The sequence below is a fragment of the Ectopseudomonas alcaliphila genome (assembly GCF_900101755.1).
In the GTDB taxonomy this organism is placed as follows: domain Bacteria; phylum Pseudomonadota; class Gammaproteobacteria; order Pseudomonadales; family Pseudomonadaceae; genus Aquipseudomonas; species Aquipseudomonas alcaliphila.
Window position 1 is genome coordinate 1,847,791 of sequence record NZ_FNAE01000001.1, and the last position, 15,676, is coordinate 1,863,466.

General features: G+C 64.2%; 19 protein-coding genes and 1 other RNA gene. 6 read left to right on the plus strand and 14 right to left on the minus strand.

What is annotated here, in order from left to right; genetic code table 11:
* The first annotated feature begins 2 nt into the window (after positions 1-2).
* Positions 3-1,109 (plus strand): agmatine deiminase, encoded by a 1,107-nt coding sequence (aguA, locus tag BLR77_RS08640; protein WP_074676667.1) that lies wholly within the window; start codon positions 3-5, stop codon positions 1,107-1,109.
* A gap of 117 nt (positions 1,110-1,226) precedes the next feature.
* Here aguA and BLR77_RS08645 read toward each other — a convergent pair whose 3' ends face one another.
* The 13 genes from BLR77_RS08645 to BLR77_RS08705 form a co-directional block, all read right to left on the minus strand.
* Complete coding sequence (locus BLR77_RS08645) at positions 1,227-2,216, minus strand: cytochrome-c peroxidase (protein ID WP_083366035.1); 990 nt, start codon at positions 2,214-2,216, stop codon at positions 1,227-1,229.
* A gap of 117 nt (positions 2,217-2,333) precedes the next feature.
* Positions 2,334-2,522 carry a YgaP family membrane protein gene (locus BLR77_RS08650; RefSeq protein ID WP_074676671.1) on the minus strand — a complete coding sequence of 63 codons (189 nt, stop codon included), beginning with the start codon at positions 2,520-2,522 and terminating at the stop codon, positions 2,334-2,336.
* A 14-nt stretch (positions 2,523-2,536) separates the two neighbouring features.
* The gene (locus BLR77_RS08655; protein WP_074676673.1) at positions 2,537-2,956 is read right to left on the minus strand and encodes a DUF6691 family protein; all 420 of its coding nucleotides are present in this window, start codon (positions 2,954-2,956) and stop codon (positions 2,537-2,539) included.
* A 2-nt stretch (positions 2,957-2,958) separates the two neighbouring features.
* Complete coding sequence (locus tag BLR77_RS08660; protein ID WP_074676675.1) at positions 2,959-3,393, minus strand: YeeE/YedE family protein; 435 nt, start codon at positions 3,391-3,393, stop codon at positions 2,959-2,961.
* Positions 3,390-3,704 carry an ArsR/SmtB family transcription factor gene (locus BLR77_RS08665; RefSeq protein WP_074676677.1) on the minus strand — a complete coding sequence of 105 codons (315 nt, stop codon included), beginning with the start codon at positions 3,702-3,704 and terminating at the stop codon, positions 3,390-3,392. The genes BLR77_RS08660 and BLR77_RS08665 overlap by 4 nt, the downstream gene beginning before the upstream one ends.
* 311 nt (positions 3,705-4,015) lie before the next feature.
* On the minus strand, positions 4,016-4,405 hold the full coding sequence (gcvH, locus tag BLR77_RS08670; RefSeq protein WP_074676679.1) for a glycine cleavage system protein GcvH: 390 nt from the start codon (positions 4,403-4,405) through the stop codon (positions 4,016-4,018).
* Positions 4,406-4,499: 94 nt separating this feature from the next.
* Positions 4,500-5,582, minus strand: coding sequence for a glycine cleavage system aminomethyltransferase GcvT (gcvT, locus tag BLR77_RS08675; protein WP_074676681.1), 1,083 nt, complete (start codon positions 5,580-5,582; stop codon positions 4,500-4,502).
* Between the two features lie 314 nt (positions 5,583-5,896).
* Complete coding sequence (locus tag BLR77_RS08680) at positions 5,897-7,513, minus strand: ABC transporter permease (protein WP_074676683.1); 1,617 nt, start codon at positions 7,511-7,513, stop codon at positions 5,897-5,899.
* 210 nt (positions 7,514-7,723) lie between these two features.
* Positions 7,724-8,725: an extracellular solute-binding protein gene (locus BLR77_RS08685; RefSeq protein WP_074676685.1), complete on the minus strand. Its 1,002-nt coding sequence runs from the start codon at positions 8,723-8,725 to the stop codon at positions 7,724-7,726.
* A 111-nt stretch (positions 8,726-8,836) separates the two neighbouring features.
* Positions 8,837-10,054 carry a 2-octaprenyl-3-methyl-6-methoxy-1,4-benzoquinol hydroxylase gene (locus tag BLR77_RS08690; protein ID WP_074676687.1) on the minus strand — a complete coding sequence of 406 codons (1,218 nt, stop codon included), beginning with the start codon at positions 10,052-10,054 and terminating at the stop codon, positions 8,837-8,839.
* Between the two features lie 93 nt (positions 10,055-10,147).
* Positions 10,148-11,332: a 2-octaprenyl-6-methoxyphenyl hydroxylase gene (gene ubiH, locus BLR77_RS08695; RefSeq protein WP_074676689.1), complete on the minus strand. Its 1,185-nt coding sequence runs from the start codon at positions 11,330-11,332 to the stop codon at positions 10,148-10,150.
* 4 nt (positions 11,333-11,336) lie between these two features.
* A complete protein-coding gene (gene pepP / locus BLR77_RS08700) occupies positions 11,337-12,671 on the minus strand; it encodes a Xaa-Pro aminopeptidase (RefSeq protein ID WP_074676691.1) in 1,335 nt (444 codons plus the stop codon).
* A gap of 19 nt (positions 12,672-12,690) precedes the next feature.
* Positions 12,691-13,245, minus strand: a complete 555-nt coding sequence (locus BLR77_RS08705; RefSeq protein ID WP_074676693.1) for a YecA/YgfB family protein — start codon at positions 13,243-13,245, stop codon at positions 12,691-12,693.
* 190 nt (positions 13,246-13,435) lie between these two features.
* Between BLR77_RS08705 and BLR77_RS08710 the strand changes: the two genes are divergently transcribed.
* From BLR77_RS08710 to BLR77_RS08725, 4 genes are all read left to right on the plus strand, one after another.
* A complete protein-coding gene (locus BLR77_RS08710) occupies positions 13,436-13,645 on the plus strand; it encodes a TIGR02449 family protein (protein WP_003458652.1) in 210 nt (69 codons plus the stop codon).
* A complete protein-coding gene (locus tag BLR77_RS08715) occupies positions 13,642-13,947 on the plus strand; it encodes a cell division protein ZapA (RefSeq protein WP_074676694.1) in 306 nt (101 codons plus the stop codon). The genes BLR77_RS08710 and BLR77_RS08715 overlap by 4 nt, the downstream gene beginning before the upstream one ends.
* A 67-nt stretch (positions 13,948-14,014) precedes the next feature.
* A non-coding RNA gene (gene ssrS / locus BLR77_RS08720) (6S RNA) lies at positions 14,015-14,193 on the plus strand.
* Positions 14,194-14,248: 55 nt separating this feature from the next.
* Positions 14,249-14,845, plus strand: a complete 597-nt coding sequence (locus tag BLR77_RS08725) for a 5-formyltetrahydrofolate cyclo-ligase (RefSeq protein ID WP_074676696.1) — start codon at positions 14,249-14,251, stop codon at positions 14,843-14,845.
* Positions 14,846-14,899: 54 nt separating this feature from the next.
* On the opposite strand, the gene BLR77_RS25800 is transcribed toward BLR77_RS08725, so the two are convergent.
* Complete coding sequence (locus BLR77_RS25800) at positions 14,900-15,031, minus strand: hypothetical protein (protein WP_256579501.1); 132 nt, start codon at positions 15,029-15,031, stop codon at positions 14,900-14,902.
* A 195-nt stretch (positions 15,032-15,226) separates the two neighbouring features.
* Between BLR77_RS25800 and BLR77_RS08730 the strand changes: the two genes are divergently transcribed.
* A complete protein-coding gene (locus tag BLR77_RS08730; RefSeq protein ID WP_074676698.1) occupies positions 15,227-15,676 on the plus strand; it encodes an EVE domain-containing protein in 450 nt (149 codons plus the stop codon).

The window sequence follows — 15,676 nt, forward strand, 5'->3', positions numbered from 1 at the left end:
ATATGACCACCCTGACCACCACACCACGCGCCGATGGCTTCCGCATGCCGGCAGAATGGGAACCGCACAGCCAGACCTGGATGGTCTGGCCCGAGCGCCCGGACAACTGGCGCAACGGCGGCAAGCCGGCCCAGGCGGCCTTCACTGCCGTGGCCAAGGCCATCGCCCAGTTCGAGCCGGTGACCGTCTGTGTATCGGCGGCGCAATACGAGAACGCCCGCGCACGCCTGGATGACGCCAACATCCGCCTGCTGGAAATCACCACCGACGACGCCTGGGTGCGTGATACCGGGCCAACCTTCGTGATCGACGACAACGGTGCAGTGCGCGGCGTGGACTGGGCCTTCAACGCCTGGGGTGGCTTCGATGGCGGCCTGTACTGGCCCTGGCTGCGTGACGACCAGGTAGCGCGCAAGATACTCGAGATCGAACACTGCAAACGTTACCGCACCGAAGGCTTCGTGCTCGAGGGTGGCTCGATCCATGTCGACGGCGAGGGCACCCTGATCACCACCGAGGAGTGCCTGCTCAACAGGAACCGCAACCCGCACCTGTCGCGCGAAGAGATCGAGAATGTGCTGCGCGAGCACCTGGCCATCGACACGGTGATCTGGCTGCCGGACGGCCTGTACAACGACGAGACCGATGGTCACGTCGACAATTTCTGCTGCTACGTGCGCCCCGGTGAAGTGCTGCTGGCCTGGACCGACGATGCGAACGATCCCAACTATCCGCGCTGCCAGGCCGCCATGCGCGTGCTGGAAAGCGCCCGCGACGCCAAGGGCCGTCAGCTGATCGTGCACAAGATGCCAATACCTGGCCCGATCCACGCCAGTGCAGAAGAATGCGCAGGCGTCGATATCGTCGACGGCAGCCAGGAGCGTAGCCCGGAGGTTCGCCTGGCCGGTTCCTACGTCAACTTCCTCATCGTCAACGGCGGCATCGTCGCGCCAAGCTTCGACGACGCCAAGGACGAAGAAGCCCGCGCCATCCTGCAGCGCGTGTTCCCCGAGCACCGCGTGGTCATGGTACCGGGCCGCGAGATCCTGCTCGGCGGTGGCAATATCCACTGCATCACCCAGCAGCAGCCGGCGCCGCAGAGCGCCTGAACCTTCCGCGCCCTGGCGCTGAACGCTCGCCGCTGAAGCACCTGCCACAGGTGCCCACGCAGTCATGAAAACGCCCGGTATTTGCCGGGCGTTCTCGTTTCCTTCTCCCGAGAATGACTACTCGAACGGTTGCGGCCGCGGCGTATCGTTGTTCGACGGCGGCAGGATCGGCAGGGCAAAGCTCGGCTGCTCGCCGGTCAGGGTCTTGAGGAAGGCGGTGATCTTGCCAATCTCGCCTTCGCTCAACTGCCGGCCGAGCTGCAAGCGCGCCATGATGTCCACCGACTCCTCCAGCTTCCAGTAGGCGCCGTCGTGGAAGTAGGGATAAGTCAGTTCGACGTTGCGCAGGGTCGGCACCTTGAACTTGAAGCGGTCGGCGTCCTTGCCGGTCAGGCCAGCCACGCCCTCGGCCGGGTTGCTGGTTTCATAGGGTTCGACCAGCCCCATCTTCTGGAACGAGTTGCCACCCAGCGCCGGCCCGTTGTGACAGGCGACGCAACCAATGGACTTGAACAGCTCGTAACCCTCCAGTTCGGTCTGGGTAATGGCCTGCTGGTCGCCCTTGAGCCACAGGTCGAAGCGCGAATTGGGCGTGACCAGGGTCTTCTCGAACTCGGCGATGGCGTCGGTCACTTCATCCAGGGTGATCTCGTCGGTCTTGTACACGGCCTTGAACGACTCGCGGTACTGCGGGATCGAGCGCAGCACATCGATGGCGAGAATGTGGGTGAAGGCCATCTCCATCGGGTTGGCAATGGGGCCGGCAGCCTGCTCCTTGAGGTCGGCGGCGCGGCCATCCCAGAACTGCGCGAGGTTGAGACTGGAGTTGAGCACGGTGGGCGAGTTGATCGGCCCTTGCTGCCAGTTGTGGCCGATGGAGCTGGGCAGGTTGTCGCTGCCGCCCATCGACAGGTTGTGGCAGGAGTTGCAGGAAATGAAACCCGAGCGCGACAGGCGCGGGTCGAAGAACAGCTGCTTGCCCAGTTCCACCTTGGCCGGATCGGTGATCTCGGCCGGTGCGATAGGCTCGACGGGTTCGTTGGCCGGTACATTGGCCCAGGCGCTGGCGCCCAGGCACAACCCGGCCATCAGGCTCAGAGTGCGCATGCGTATATCTCCTCAGGTATTGGCTGTTCTGGTTATGTCCTGACCATGCCCAGCGCAAACCCGGTGCGGCTTGATCTACATCAAGCCGCACATGCATGTCGCCTCAGTCGATGTGTTTCATTTCATTTTGCAGGTGCTGATACCCAGCAGCGGATACGCCGGGCAAAAGCGGAATATGCCGGTAGCCAGCGGCACCACACCGATCCAGCCCCACAGGCCGATGACGCCGGCCAGGCTCAGGGCAATGAGGATCAGACCTGCGGCGATACGCAGGCTACGGTCGAGCGTTCCAACATTGGCTTTCATCGAAGTTCTCCAGGTCAACGTCCGCGCCGGCCCTCCAGCGCGGTAAAGATCAGCATCCCGGCGAGCATCGCCGCGGTGAACAGCAGCGCTTGCCAGTGCCCGGTCAGCAGGATGGCAACGGCCGGCCCCGGACAGATGCCGGCGATACCCCAACCGACACCGAACAGCAGGCTGCCGCCGATCAGCCGGGCGTCCAGCTCGCGTCGCGTCGGCAACTGCATGGCGCCGCCGAGCAGTGCCTTGGCACGCCGTTGCGCCAGATTCAACGGCAGCGCCGCGACGCCGATGGCCCCCGCCATCACCAGGGCGAGAGACGGGTCCCAGTTACCGGCAAGATCGAGAAAGGCCAGCACCTTGGCTGGATCGGCCATGCCAGCCAGCAGCAGGCCGAGGCCAAACAGCAGGCCGCAGACGAATGCACTGAGTCTGGCCATGTTCAAGCTCCCGACAGATGACGCAGGACAAACACCGTGGCGAAACCGCTGACCATGAAACCCAGCGTGGCCACCAGCGAGCGTGGCGACAGACGGGAAATGCCGCAGACGCCGTGGCCACTGGTGCAGCCCGAGCCATAGCGGGTGCCGATACCGACCAGCAAGCCGGCGACGATCAAGCCCAGGCTGCCCGTCTCGAAGTGAATCGGCGGCAAAGCGGTGAACACTCCCCAGAGCACAGGCGCCAGCAACAGACCGATGAGAAAGAACAGTTTCTCGCCACGCCCTTCACCCTGGCGCTGCAGCAAGCTGCCGAGCAGGCCACTGATACCGGCCACCCGTCCATTGGCCAAGGCGAGTACGGACGCCGCCAGGCCGATCAGAGCACCGCCAGCCAGAGCACTCCAGGGCGTGAAAGCGGCCCAGTCGATGTTCATTGCTGGCCCTCGCAGAACAGTCGATACAGGGTCTCGATCACCGCCAGAGCAGCCGGGCTGCTGATGCGATAGAAGATCTGTTTGCCGTCGCGGCGGGTTGCCACCAGCCCTTCGCGGCGCAGCACCGCCAGTTGCTGGGACAGCGTGGGCTGCTGGATACCGAGCAGCGCCTCCAGCTCACTGACGTTGCGCTCGCCCTGCGACAACTGGCAGAGCAGCAGCAGACGATCCGGATTGGCCAATGCCTTGAGCAACTGCCCGGCAGCGTCTGCATTGGCACGCAACTGCTGGATATCGATGGATTCGGCCATGCAACACCTTCACTAAATACAATATGTATTTTTATATATTGTATTTAGGAAAAGTGTTAGCCCAACTGACCAGCGGTTAAGGAGGGGATTGAATAGGCCTTACAGGAGCGCGCCTATGCATGCACAGCACAAATCGTGGGAGGGGCTTTAGCCGCGACAAGAGCTCGCCGCTGAAGCACCTCCCACAAGGGGTATCGTCACCCCCCAGATTACATCCGGGCCACCACTGACGCCCTACGAGCGAATTGATTAGCGGAGCCCAGAAACGCAGAAACCCGCCGTAGCGGGTTTCCGGGTCGAGGCCAGATGAATCAGGCGTCAGCGTCAGCAGCGGCTTGATAGGCCGCAGCGTCCAGCAGTTTGTCCAGCTCGCTGGCGTCGCTCGGCTTGAGCTTGAAGAACCAGCTGCCGTACGGATCACCGTTGACGCTTTCCGGGCTGTCAGCCAGCGCCTCGTTGATGGCAATCACTTCGCCGCCAACCGGCGCATAGATATCGGAAGCGGCCTTGACCGACTCCACCACACCAGCTTCCTGGCCAGCGCTCAGTTGCTTGCCAACTTCCGGCAGCTCGATGAACACCACGTCGCCAAGGGCTTCCTGGGCATGGTCGGAGATGCCCACGGTCACGCTGCCGTCAGCCTCCAGGCGCGCCCACTCGTGGCTGGCAGCGTAACGCAGATCGGCGGGGATATTGCTCATGTGTCTTTCCTCGTAAGCGATGACGGCAAGTGGGCCGTCAGGACAATTTAGCAGGCCGCGACGTGAGCGAAAGCCAGCGTCGCGACCTGATCATTCAGATCAGGGCCTTGCCGTTACGCACAAAGCTCGGCCTGACCACCCGCACCGGGTACCACTTGCCACGGATTTCCACTTCGGCACGCTCGCCGGTGGCCGTCGGCACGCGAGCCAGGGCGATGGATTTGTTCAGGGTCGGCGAGAAGCTGCCACTGGTGATCTCACCGTCACCGATACCTTCGACACGCACCACCTGGTGCGCGCGCAGCACGCCACGCTCTTCCAGCACCAGGCCCACCAGCTTGCTCGGACAGCCGGCGGCGCGCTGCGCCTCCAGCGCCGGACGTCCGATGAAGTCGCGCGCGGCCGGCTCCCAGGCGATGGTCCAGGTCATGTTGGCGGCCAGTGGGCTGACCTGCTCATCCATGTCCTGGCCGTAGAGGTTCATACCCGCCTCCAGGCGCAGGGTGTCCCGTGCGCCGAGGCCGATGGGAGAAATACCGGCGCCGACCAGATCGTTGAGGAAGGACACCACCTCGGTCACCGGCAGCACGATCTCCAGCCCGTCTTCACCGGTATAGCCGGTGCGCGCAATGAACCAGTCGCCCTCGGGCAGCCCCTGGAATGGCTTGAGCTCGTGGATCAGTGCAGCGCGGGCCTGGGTCAGCAGCTCCGCGACGCGCGCGCGAGCCTTGGGGCCCTGAATGGCGAGCATGGCCAGGTCGCGCCGCTCACGCAGTTGCACGTCGAAATCGCCAGCCTGGGCGTGCATCCAGGCCAGGTCCTTGTCACGGGTACCAGCGTTGACCACCAGGCGGTAACCGCCTTCGGTGAGGTAGACGATCAGGTCGTCGATCACCCCACCCTGCTCATTGAGCATGGCGCTGTACAGCGCCTTGCCGGGGCTCTCCAGGCGGGCCACGTCGTTGGCCAGCAGACGCTGCAGGAAGGCCTGGGCCTGGCTGCCGCTCACGTCCACCACGCACATGTGCGAGACGTCGAACACGCCGCACTCGCGGCGCACCTGATGATGCTCCTCCACTTGCGAACCGTAGTGCAGCGGCATGTCCCAGCCGCCGAAGTCCACCATCTTGGCCCCCAGCGCCAGGTGCAGGTCATAGAGGGGGGTGCGCTGTCCCATGGGTTATCTCCTTCCGGGCTTGGCGAAGCGATTCAGACCCCTAGAAGCTACCTGCGTTGCCATTGCTGCGTTGCAGCCAGACTCGAAATGCTCATGTGCAAAAGCACATTCCGCTTTCTCGCCTGTCTGCGCCTTGCACTGGCGGCCTCGGCAACGCTTCTAGATGAATCTTGCCGGGTTACCCCGGCTCGCGAATGGCGCGCATTGTAGCCGCATGCGTCCGGGGGGTCATCCTGGCTTCAGGTCGTAGGGCGGGTGTAACCCGCCATGCCACGATACTGGCGGGTTGCACCCGCCCTACAGCGTTGTATTGATCAACCGAAACTGCGGGCCGAGCGGCGGATCAGCAGAATCACCGGCAACAGGCCGACCAGCACCAGGGTCAGAGCCGGCAGCGAGGCGCGCGCCCATTCGCCCTCGCTGGTCATCTCAAACACCCGCACCGACAGGGTGTCCCAGCCAAACGGGCGCATCAGCAGAGTCGCCGGCATCTCCTTGAGCACGTCGACGAACACCAGCAGCGCGGCCGACAAGGTGCCCGGCAACAGCAACGGCAGATAGACCTTGAAGAACAACCCAAAGCTGCCAACGCCAAGGCTGCGCGAGGCCTCCGGCAGGGACGGACGGATACGTGCCAGGCTGGTTTCCAGCGGCCCGAAGGCCACCGCCATGAAGCGAATCAGATAGGCCACCAGCAGCGCCGCCAGACTCCCCAGCAACAGCGGCTTGCCAGCACCGCCCAGCGCCGTGGACAGCGGAATCACCAGTTCACGATCCAGAAAGCTGAACGCCAGCATGATCGCCACCGCCAGCACCGAACCGGGCAAGGCGTAGCCGAGATTGCCCAGCGCGACGCCGAGACGCACACCACGATTCGGCGCCTGACGCCGGGCGAAGGCCAGCAACATGGCCACGCTGACCGTGATCAGCGCCGCCATGCCGCCCAGATAGAGGGTATGCAGGATCAACCCGGCGTAGCGCTCATCGAGATCGAAGCGACCGCGTTGCCAGAACCAGGCCAGCAGTTGCAGCAGCGGGATGACGAAGGCGCAGGCGAACACCAGGCCGCACCAGGCACTGGCGGCGAAGGCCTTCCAGCCATGCAGGTGGTACAGCGCCTTGCCCCGTGGCCGCTCATTGGCCGGCCGCGCGGCGCCACGCGCGCGTCGCTCGCCATAGAGCACCAGCGCCACTGCCAGCAGCAACAGACTGGCCAGCTGAGTGGCGCTGGTCAGGCTGTAGAAGCTGTACCAGGTCTTGTAGATCGCCGTGGTGAAGGTGTCGAAATTGAACACCGACACGGCGCCAAAATCGGCCAGGGTCTCCATGATCGCCAGGGCCAGACCGGCACCAATGGCCGGTCGTGCCATCGGCAGCGCCACACGCCAGAACGCCTGCCACGGGCTCTGCCCGAGCACCCGCGCCGCCTCCATCAAACCCTTGCCCTGGGCCAGGAAAGCGCCACGCGCGAGCAGATAGACATAGGGATAGAACACCAGCACCAGAACGATGATCACCCCACCAGTCGAGCGCACCCGCGGCAGGCGCAAGCCGCTACCGAACCATTCGCGCAGCAACGTCTGCACCGGGCCGGCGAAATCCAGCAGGCCAACGAAGACGAACGCCAGCACATAGGCAGGAATGGCGAATGGCAGCATCAGCGCCCAGTCCAGCCAGCGCCGGCCCGGGAACTCGCAGAGGCTGGTGAGCCAGGCCAGGCTGACGCCCAGCAGCGTCACACCCACACCGACACCGATTACCAGCGTCAGTGTGTTGCCGATCAAGCGCGCCATCTGCGTCTGCCACAGGTGCGCCCAGATCTGCTGATCCACCTCATGCCAGCTCAGCAGCAATACCGACAGCGGCATCAGCACCAGAGCGGCGACGGCAAGAACGATGGGATACCAGCGACGCTGGACGGGATGCGGCACGCGGATTCCTCGACTACGGAAATGACGACGCCCCGGCTAGGCGGGGCGTCGCAGTATAACGGCAGCGGCGTGGATCACCGAAGGTGCGATGAACGTTCCCACGCTCCGCGTGGGAATGCAGCTCTCGACGCTCCAGCGTCACAAGCCAACAGGCGTGACGCGGAGCGTCACTGGCGACGTACCCACGCCGGAGCGTGGGCACGATCCCCTTTACTGCCAGCCAGCGCGATCCATCAGCATGGTCGCTTCAGCCTGACGCTTGCCCGCCACTTCGGTGGCAACCGAGTCAGCCTTGAAGGTGCCCCAGGCAGCCACTTCCTCGGACGGAGCGACCGCCGGGTTGGCCGGGAACTCCTGGTTGACGCCAGCGAAGATGCTCTGTGCTTCCGGGGTGGTCATCCACTCCAGCAGCTTCTTGGCCTGCTCGGCGTGCGGCGCATGCTTGGTCACACCGGCACCGGCCAGGTTGACGTGCACGCCACGGTCGTTCTGGTTCGGCCAGAAAGGCTTGACCTTCAGATCCGGCTGCTGCTTGTGCAGACGGCCGTAGTAGTAGGTGTTGGTGATACCGACGTCGCACTGGCCGGCATCGATGGCCTGCAGCAGCGCGGTGTCATCCGGGAATACGTCGGTCGCCAGGTTGTTGATCCAACCCTTGACGATTTCCTCGGTCTTTTCGGCGCCATGGGCTTCGATCAGGGTGGCGGTCAGCGACTGGTTGTAGACCTTCTTGCTGGTACGCAGGCACAGGCGGCCTTCCCAGTTCTTGTCAGCAAGGGCTTCGTAGGTGGACAACTCTTGCGGCTTGACGCGCTCGGTGGAGTAGAAGATGGTCCGCGCGCGCAGCGACAGGCCAGTCCAGCTGTCGGTGCTGGAGCGGTACTGGGCGGGGATGTTGGCGTCGATCACGTCGGACTTGGTCGGCTGCAGCACGCCTTCCTGCTCGGCCTGCCAGAGGTTGCCGGCGTCGACGGTAATCAGCAGGTCGGCCGGGGTGTTGGCGCCTTCGGCCTTGAGACGGGCGATCAGCGGGGCTTCCTTGTCGGTGATGAACTTCACCTTGACCCCGGTTTTCTCGGTGTAGGCATCGAATACTGGCTTGATCAACTCATCGATACGGGCGGAGTAGACCACCACCTCATCGGCAGCCTGGACGGCAGTTGCCAGGGTGCTGAGAGTGAATGCAGCGAGAAGCGCGTTACGAGCCTTCATGGGACCAGCCTCTTGTGGGTTAGCAAAGTGGCTGAATAGTAGTGAATGTTATTTACCTTCTCAACGTAAACAGCGAGACGACACGCAGTAGTTATTACAAGTTGCGTCAGTTCAGGCCCGCGCCAGTTCCGGCAGGTCGCCGGCAAGCCCAAGCGCCTGACGAACGAACAACGCCTTGGCTTCGGCCTGGCCGTCCACCAGGTCGAGACCGATATTGCGCAGCAGGCGCAGCGGCAATGGGTCGGCCTGGAACAAGCGCTGGAAGCCTTCCATCGCCGCCATCATCGCCAGGTTGTGCGGCATGCGCCGGCGCTCGAAGCGACTCAGCACGCGCTCGTCACTGAGGCTCTCACCCCGCTCGGCGGCATGCAGCAGCACCTCTGCCAGCACGGCGGCGTCGAGGAACCCCAGATTGACGCCCTGCCCCGCCAGCGGATGAATGGTGTGCGCGGCATCGCCGATCAGCGCCAGCCCCGGCTCGACATAGCGCTTGGCATGACGCTGGCGCAGCGGGATGCACAGACGGCGGTCGGCGTGCAGCACCTTGCCCAGACGCGACTCGAAGGCCTTGCTCAGCTCGGTGCAGAATGCCGCGTCGTCCAGCGCCATCAGGCGCTCGGCCTCCACCGGCACGATGGACCAGACGATCGAGCACCAGTGCTCGCCGACAGGCCCGGCCAGCGGCAGGAAGGCCAGCGGCCCGTCGTCGGTGAAGCGCTGCCAGGCGGTGGCCTGGTGCGGTCGCTCGCAGCGCACGCTGGTGACGATGGCGTGGTGCAGATAATCCCATTCGCGCGTGGCGCAGCCGGCCAGGCGTCTGACCGCCGAATTGGCACCGTCAGCGGCCACCAGCAGCGGCGCGCGCAACTGGCGGCCATCGGTGAGGGTCAGCAGCCAGTCATCGCCGCTGCGGCGCAACTGCTCCAGACGCGCGCCGGGCAGCAGGCCGATCTGGCTGTCGTGCAGACGTTCGAGCAGAGCATCCTGCACCACACGGTTCTCGACGATATGGCCGAGCGTCTCGGCATGCACGCTGGCGGCGGCGAAGTGGATACTGCCGGTGCCGGAGCCGTCCCATACGCGCATCTCGCCATAGGGGCAGGCACGACGAGTGGTGATCCCCTGCCAGACACCCAGACGCTCGAGGATGCGCTGACTGGCCATCGACAATGCGCTGACGCGCGGCTCGAATGGTGCCTGCACATCGAACGGCGCCACGCTCAGCGGGCCGCCGTCGACGATCAGGATGTCCAGGCCGCTGTGTTCCAGCGCCAGGGCCAGGGTGCTGCCGACCATACCGGCGCCGACGATGATCAGATCCGCGCGCATATCACTCCTTAAACCCTGGGGTGCGCTGCGCGCACCATGGCTTCCGGTTGGTGCGCACGGCCTGGGCGGCCCCGCGACACCCTACGGAATTGGTCATAGATTGCGGGTTCCCATGCCCATCGCCTGACGAGCAAACCAGCGCTTGGCCGGCGGCAGCAAGTCGAGACCGAGCAAACCCAGGTTACGCCCGGCGGTCAGCAGTGGCTGCGCATTGCTGAACAGACGCGTCACCTGGTCGGAAAAACCGACGGTCATTTGTTGATCGAGCTGTTGCCGTTGCTGGTAGCGCTGCAGGGTGGCGAAATCACCCAGCGCTGCCTCGCTGCCGATCAGCACCTCGGCCAGCGCCAGGGTATCGCGCAGCGAGAGATTGTAGCCCTGGCCGGCGATGGGGTGCAGGCTGTGAGCGGCGTTGCCCAGCACCACCAGATGCGGGCGCACCTGCTCCTGCGCCTCGACCAGGCTCAGCGGGTAGAGATGTCGCGCACCCACCTGCCGCAAGGCGCCCAGGCGATAACCGAAGGCCTGCTGCAACTCGCTGAGAAAGCTCGCCTCGCTGGCGCGCAGCAGGCGCTCGGCGTCAGCGGCGGCGCGCGTCCAGACCAGCGCACAACGGTTGTCGGTCAAGGGCAGCAGCGCCATGGGCCCATCATCGGTGAAACGCTCGAAGGCCTGCCCGCGATGCGCCTCCAAGGGGCTGACGTTGGCAATCAGCGCACTCTGCCCGTAAGGCTTGCTGCTGACACCGATACCGAGCTGCTCACGCAGGCCGGAACGCCCGCCGTCAGCAAGAATGGCCAGGTCACAATCCAGGCTGCTTTCGTCGTTCAGGCTCAGCCGATAGCCGTCGTCGAGACGCTGCATACCGACCACCTCGGCCGGGCAGCGCCACTCGATCACATCCTGATCCAGTGCCTGCCACAGGCAATGGCCGAGCCAGGCGTTCTCCGCTACGTAACCGAGCGCCGGCACACCTTCCTCGATGGCCTGCAGGCGCGTGGCGCCGAAGCGGCCGCGGTCGGATACGTGGATCTGCTGAATCGGCTCGGCACGCTGGGCAATGCTCTGCCACAGGCCCAGGCGCTCGTAGATCAGCCGGCTGCCATAGGACAGCGCGGTAGAGCGCGCGTCATAGCTGGGCTGGTACTCGCTGCCCGGCGCGAAGGGTTCGATCAGGGCGATGCGCCAGCCACGCTGGCGTGCGGTTTCCTGCAGGGCCAGCGCCAGGCTGGCGCCGACCAATCCGCCACCGACAATGGCCAACTGTACGCGTGACATGGGCTCAGGCCGCCTCGCTGCGCGCGGCCGCCATCAATGCCTCGATCTCGGCGACGGTCTTGGGCACGCCGCTGGTGAGAATCTCGCAGCCCTTCTTGGTCACCACCACGTCGTCCTCGATGCGCACGCCGATGCCGCGCCATTTCTTGGCGACCTTGTCGTTGTCGGTGGCGATATAGATACCCGGCTCGACGGTCATCGCCATGCCCGGCTCGAGCACGCGCCATTCGCCGCCGACCCTGTAGTCGCCGACGTCATGCACGTCCATGCCCAGCCAGTGGCCGGCGCGATGCATATAGAAGGGCTTGTAGGCTTCGCTGGCGATCAGCTCGTCGAGGTCACCCTCGAGCAAGCCCAGCTCCACCAGCCCGGCAGTGATGACCCGCACCGTGGCTTCGTGGGCTTCGTTCCAGTGCCGGCCTGGAGCGATGAACTTGAATGCTTCCTCGTTGGCCTTGAGCACCAGCTCGTAGATGGCCTTCTGCTCGGGAGAAAACCTGCCGCTGACCGGGAAGGTGCGGGTGATGTCGCTGGCATAGCAGTCGATCTCGCAGCCAGCGTCGATCAATACCAGATCGCCATCCTTGAGCGCCGCGTCGTTCTCGCGGTAGTGCAGGATGCAGGCGTTGCGGCCAGCGGCGACGATGCTGCCGTAGGCCGGCATCTTCGCCCCACCCTTGCGGAACTCGTAGTCCAGCTCGGCTTCCAGGTGGTATTCGAACAGGCCGGCACGACTCGCCTGCATCGCACGGATGTGAGCGCGCGCGCTGATCTCGGCAGCCTCCTTCATCACCTTCACCTCGGCGGCCGACTTGTACAGGCGCATGTCGTGCAGCAGGTGGTTGAGGGCGACGAACTCGTTCGGCGGCGTGGCGCCCAGGCGAGCCTTGGCGCGGATGTGGTTGACCCACTCCATCAGCCGATGATCGAACTCCTGGTTGCTGCCGATGGCGTAGTAGACACGCTCGCGACCTTCGATCAGCCCCGGGAGAATGTCGTCGATGTCGCCAATGGGGAAGGCATCGTCGGCGCCAAACCGGCTGATCGCACCGTCCTGGCCGGCACGCAGGCCATCCCACAACTCGCGCTCGGGATCACGCTCGCGGCAGAACAGCACATATTCACCGTGCTCGCGCCCCGGGATCAGCGCCATCACCGCTTCCGGCTCGGGGAAGCCGGTGAGGTACTGGAAGTCGCTGTCCTGACGGTAGACATGCTCGACGTCACGGTTGCGGATATACACCGGCGCCGCCGGCAGGATGGCGATGCTGTTGGGTTCCATCTGCGCCATCAGCGCCTTGCGCCGACGGGCATATTCGGACTTGGGGATGCTGATCAAGGCAGGCTCCGACGATAAATCAGTGCAGGGACGGTTTGGCAGCAGGCGCCGCAGGCTTCGCGCACTCGGTAAACAGCAGCAGCGGCGCCACCCGCAGGTACTCCATCACCTCCATGTAGTCGCTCTCGCCATCTTCCGATTCTTCCAGGGCACTCTGCACCTGGGCGATGGCAGAGAGATCCTGCAACACTTCCATGGCTTCGGCGCTCAGTGCACCGTCGCGAGCGGTCAGGCCGAAGCCACCGAGAAAGCCCTGACACCACTGGCCCAGAGCGACTGCGCGCTGCGCCAACGGGGTTTCGTCATCCGGCAACAGCAGCACCACGGTGACGTCTTCGCTGCACAGCTCACCCTTGACCATTTCCTGCAGGCCGATCAGTGCCTGGCGCACGCTGTCCTGCGGCTCGCCGCCGAGCAGATCGGCAGCGTCGAGCAGCCAGGCATCGGCCTCGAAGCCGGCGCCAGCACAGCTGCGCCCGAGCAGCAGGCCGTGCAGTTCGGCAGGGGAAACGGAATGCCCGGCGCTGCTGAGCAGAGCGGCGAAGGCGGCGTAGGGAGAGCTTGGAATCGACATAGATAGCTAGGCGCCAGACGGCGCAATCTCTAGAATGGAGGCCTCGTATCCTAGCACCGGCAGACGCGGCAAGACCATCCGAGGCCGCCGGGGTGATGCCGTCATCTGCATCACACCACTGCTATCTGGGTTTGACCCGTAACCGGGACAGGCCTATATAGTCCAGCCAGCCATCCCATAGCGAGAGCCCATGGAAGACGCCGATCTGCACGCATTGACCGCCAAGCTGGAACTATTGATCCAGCGTGTCGAGCAGCTAAAGGCTCACAACCGACTCCTGCTGGCGAATGAACAGGCCTGGCGCGAGGAACGCGCCCATCTGATCGAAAAGAACGAAATGGCCCGGCACAAGGTCGAATCGATGATTTCGCGCCTTAAAGCCCTGGAGCAGGACTCATGACCCAGTCGAACACCGTGACCGTCCACATTCTGGACAAAGAATATTGCATCGCCTGCCCGCAGGATGAACGCGCCAACCTGGAAAGCGCGGCTCGCTACCTGGACAGCAAGATGCGCGAGATCCGTACCAGCGGCAAAGTGATCGGTGCCGACCGCGTCGCCGTGATGGCTGCCTTGAACATCACCCACGACCTGCTGCACAAGCAACAGCGCCTGGATCAGGACGCCAACTCCACCCGCCAGCAGGTTCGCGATCTGCTCGATCGTGTCGACCATGCGCTGGCCGACGACGCGAGTTCCTGAGCACCGTCATGCCTGCCAGTTCGTCGCAGGCCGCCCCGCAGCGCCTCTGTTCGGGTATACTGGCCGCAACTTCCTGGGGTGTGCGCCAGTCGGTGATGTCCCTGAGCCGATACGCACAACCACGGGGGTTGCACGTTGGGGCCGGTGTGCATGTCCGCCTGACGGAAAGCCTTAACGCCTCCTGCAACCTCCACCTTGAACTTTCGGGTTCAAGGGCTAAACCGACAGCGGCACGCCGGGAAGTCATCTTTTCCAGCAGTGACCTTCAGCGCTGCTACCCGCCTCGTTCCAACCCCACTTCATGACTACGCCAGCCACTCTCAGTCGCCCGCAACTGCGCCGCGTGCTGCGCCAGCGTCGGCGCGCGCTCAGCCGCAGTCAGCAACGCCTTGCCGCGCGCAACCTTTATCGCCAACTGGTGCAAAGCCCCCAGTTTCGCCGCGCCAGGCATATCGCCCTGTACCTGCCCAACGACGGCGAAATCGACCCGAGACCGCTGCTGGCCGCTGCGCAAAAACGTGGCAAGCGCACTTACCTGCCAGTGCTCAGCGCCTGGCCGCGCACCAAGATGGTGTTCCAGCGCGTCAGTCGGCACGAGAAACTGGCGGGCAATCGCTTCCGCATCCTCGAGCCGCGCCCGCAACCCAAGCGCCAGCGCAAGGTCTGGACGCTGGATCTGGTACTGCTGCCGCTGGTGGGTTTCGATGACCGTGGCGGGCGCCTGGGCATGGGCGGCGGCTTCTACGACCGCAGCCTGGCCTATCTGCGCATGCGCAAAAATTGGCACATGCCGACGCTGCTGGGCCTGGCGCATGAGTGTCAACGCGTGGATGAACTGGCGATGGCCAGCTGGGATGTGCCCTTGCAGGCAACAGTGACGGACAAGGCGTGGTATTGAATCGAGGGATGCGGCACCGCGTTCCTTGCGGCGCTTACGCTGGCAGTCCGCGAATCAGGGCTGCTGCGTTACATTGACCGAAGCATCGTTTTGACGCTCCCATAGGCTCTGGGTGTAACCCGTGGTAACCACGCCCAGGCTGAACAGTACGACGAGAACCCACAAAAGATCTGGCTTGCGTTTCATCTATTGCCTCCCCCTTCAAGGCAATGCGCGCGTTGGTCGCGCGTTATTGTTGTGTGCAATACGACAGCGCCAAGCGTTTAGCCGGACATTTTCCGCCAGTGCCAAGCGCTGCGCAATTTCCGGCGCCAACCGGCCGTCGGAGATCTTCACTCAAACAAGCGTCCGCTTACGGACAGACCTGCTGGAGCAAAGTTCATGCCTTATTGGCTGATGAAGTCCGAACCTGATGAACTATCGATCCATGACCTGCAGCGCCTCGGCAAAACGCGCTGGGATGGCGTGCGCAATTACCAGGCGCGCAACTTCATGCGCGCAATGAAACCGGGCGATCTGTTCTTCTTCTATCACTCCAGCTGTCCGCAACCCGGCATCGCCGGCATCGCGCGTATTGCCAACGAGGTTTACCCGGACCCAACCGCGCTGGACCCGCAAAGCCACTACCACGACCCCAAGGCCAGCGCCGAGAAGAACCCCTGGAGCGCCCTGGACGTGGAGTTCGTCGAAGCCTTCGACGAGGTGCTGGCGTTGCAGCACCTGAAGAACAATCCGCTACTGGCCGATCTGGCCCTGGTACAGCGCGGCAGTCGCCTGTCGGTGATGCCGGTTGCTGACGCCGAGTGGAAGGCGATTCTCGCCATGCGTTGA

Bases quoted from the DNA above. Each gene is read 5' to 3' on its own strand.
- gcvT (WP_074676681.1), bottom strand. From the start codon at position 5,582: ATGGGACAGCGCACCCCCCTCTATGACCTGCACCTGGCGCTGGGGGCC.
- BLR77_RS08645 (WP_083366035.1), bottom strand. From the start codon at position 2,216: ATGCGCACTCTGAGCCTGATGGCCGGGTTGTGCCTGGGCGCCAGCGCC.
- BLR77_RS08665 (WP_074676677.1), bottom strand. From the start codon at position 3,704: ATGGCCGAATCCATCGATATCCAGCAGTTGCGTGCCAATGCAGACGCT.
- BLR77_RS08730 (WP_074676698.1), top strand. From the start codon at position 15,227: ATGCCTTATTGGCTGATGAAGTCCGAACCTGATGAACTATCGATCCAT.
- aguA (WP_074676667.1), top strand. From the start codon at position 3: ATGACCACCCTGACCACCACACCACGCGCCGATGGCTTCCGCATGCCG.
- BLR77_RS08690 (WP_074676687.1), bottom strand. From the start codon at position 10,054: ATGCGCGCGGATCTGATCATCGTCGGCGCCGGTATGGTCGGCAGCACC.
- BLR77_RS08685 (WP_074676685.1), bottom strand. From the start codon at position 8,725: ATGAAGGCTCGTAACGCGCTTCTCGCTGCATTCACTCTCAGCACCCTG.
- BLR77_RS08725 (WP_074676696.1), top strand. From the start codon at position 14,249: ATGACTACGCCAGCCACTCTCAGTCGCCCGCAACTGCGCCGCGTGCTG.
- BLR77_RS08660 (WP_074676675.1), bottom strand. From the start codon at position 3,393: ATGAACATCGACTGGGCCGCTTTCACGCCCTGGAGTGCTCTGGCTGGC.
- BLR77_RS08650 (WP_074676671.1), bottom strand. From the start codon at position 2,522: ATGAAAGCCAATGTTGGAACGCTCGACCGTAGCCTGCGTATCGCCGCA.
- ubiH (WP_074676689.1), bottom strand. From the start codon at position 11,332: ATGTCACGCGTACAGTTGGCCATTGTCGGTGGCGGATTGGTCGGCGCC.
- BLR77_RS08710 (WP_003458652.1), top strand. From the start codon at position 13,436: ATGGAAGACGCCGATCTGCACGCATTGACCGCCAAGCTGGAACTATTG.
- BLR77_RS08715 (WP_074676694.1), top strand. From the start codon at position 13,642: ATGACCCAGTCGAACACCGTGACCGTCCACATTCTGGACAAAGAATAT.
- BLR77_RS25800 (WP_256579501.1), bottom strand. From the start codon at position 15,031: ATGAAACGCAAGCCAGATCTTTTGTGGGTTCTCGTCGTACTGTTCAGC.
- BLR77_RS08655 (WP_074676673.1), bottom strand. From the start codon at position 2,956: ATGGCCAGACTCAGTGCATTCGTCTGCGGCCTGCTGTTTGGCCTCGGC.
- gcvH (WP_074676679.1), bottom strand. From the start codon at position 4,405: ATGAGCAATATCCCCGCCGATCTGCGTTACGCTGCCAGCCACGAGTGG.
- BLR77_RS08705 (WP_074676693.1), bottom strand. From the start codon at position 13,245: ATGTCGATTCCAAGCTCTCCCTACGCCGCCTTCGCCGCTCTGCTCAGC.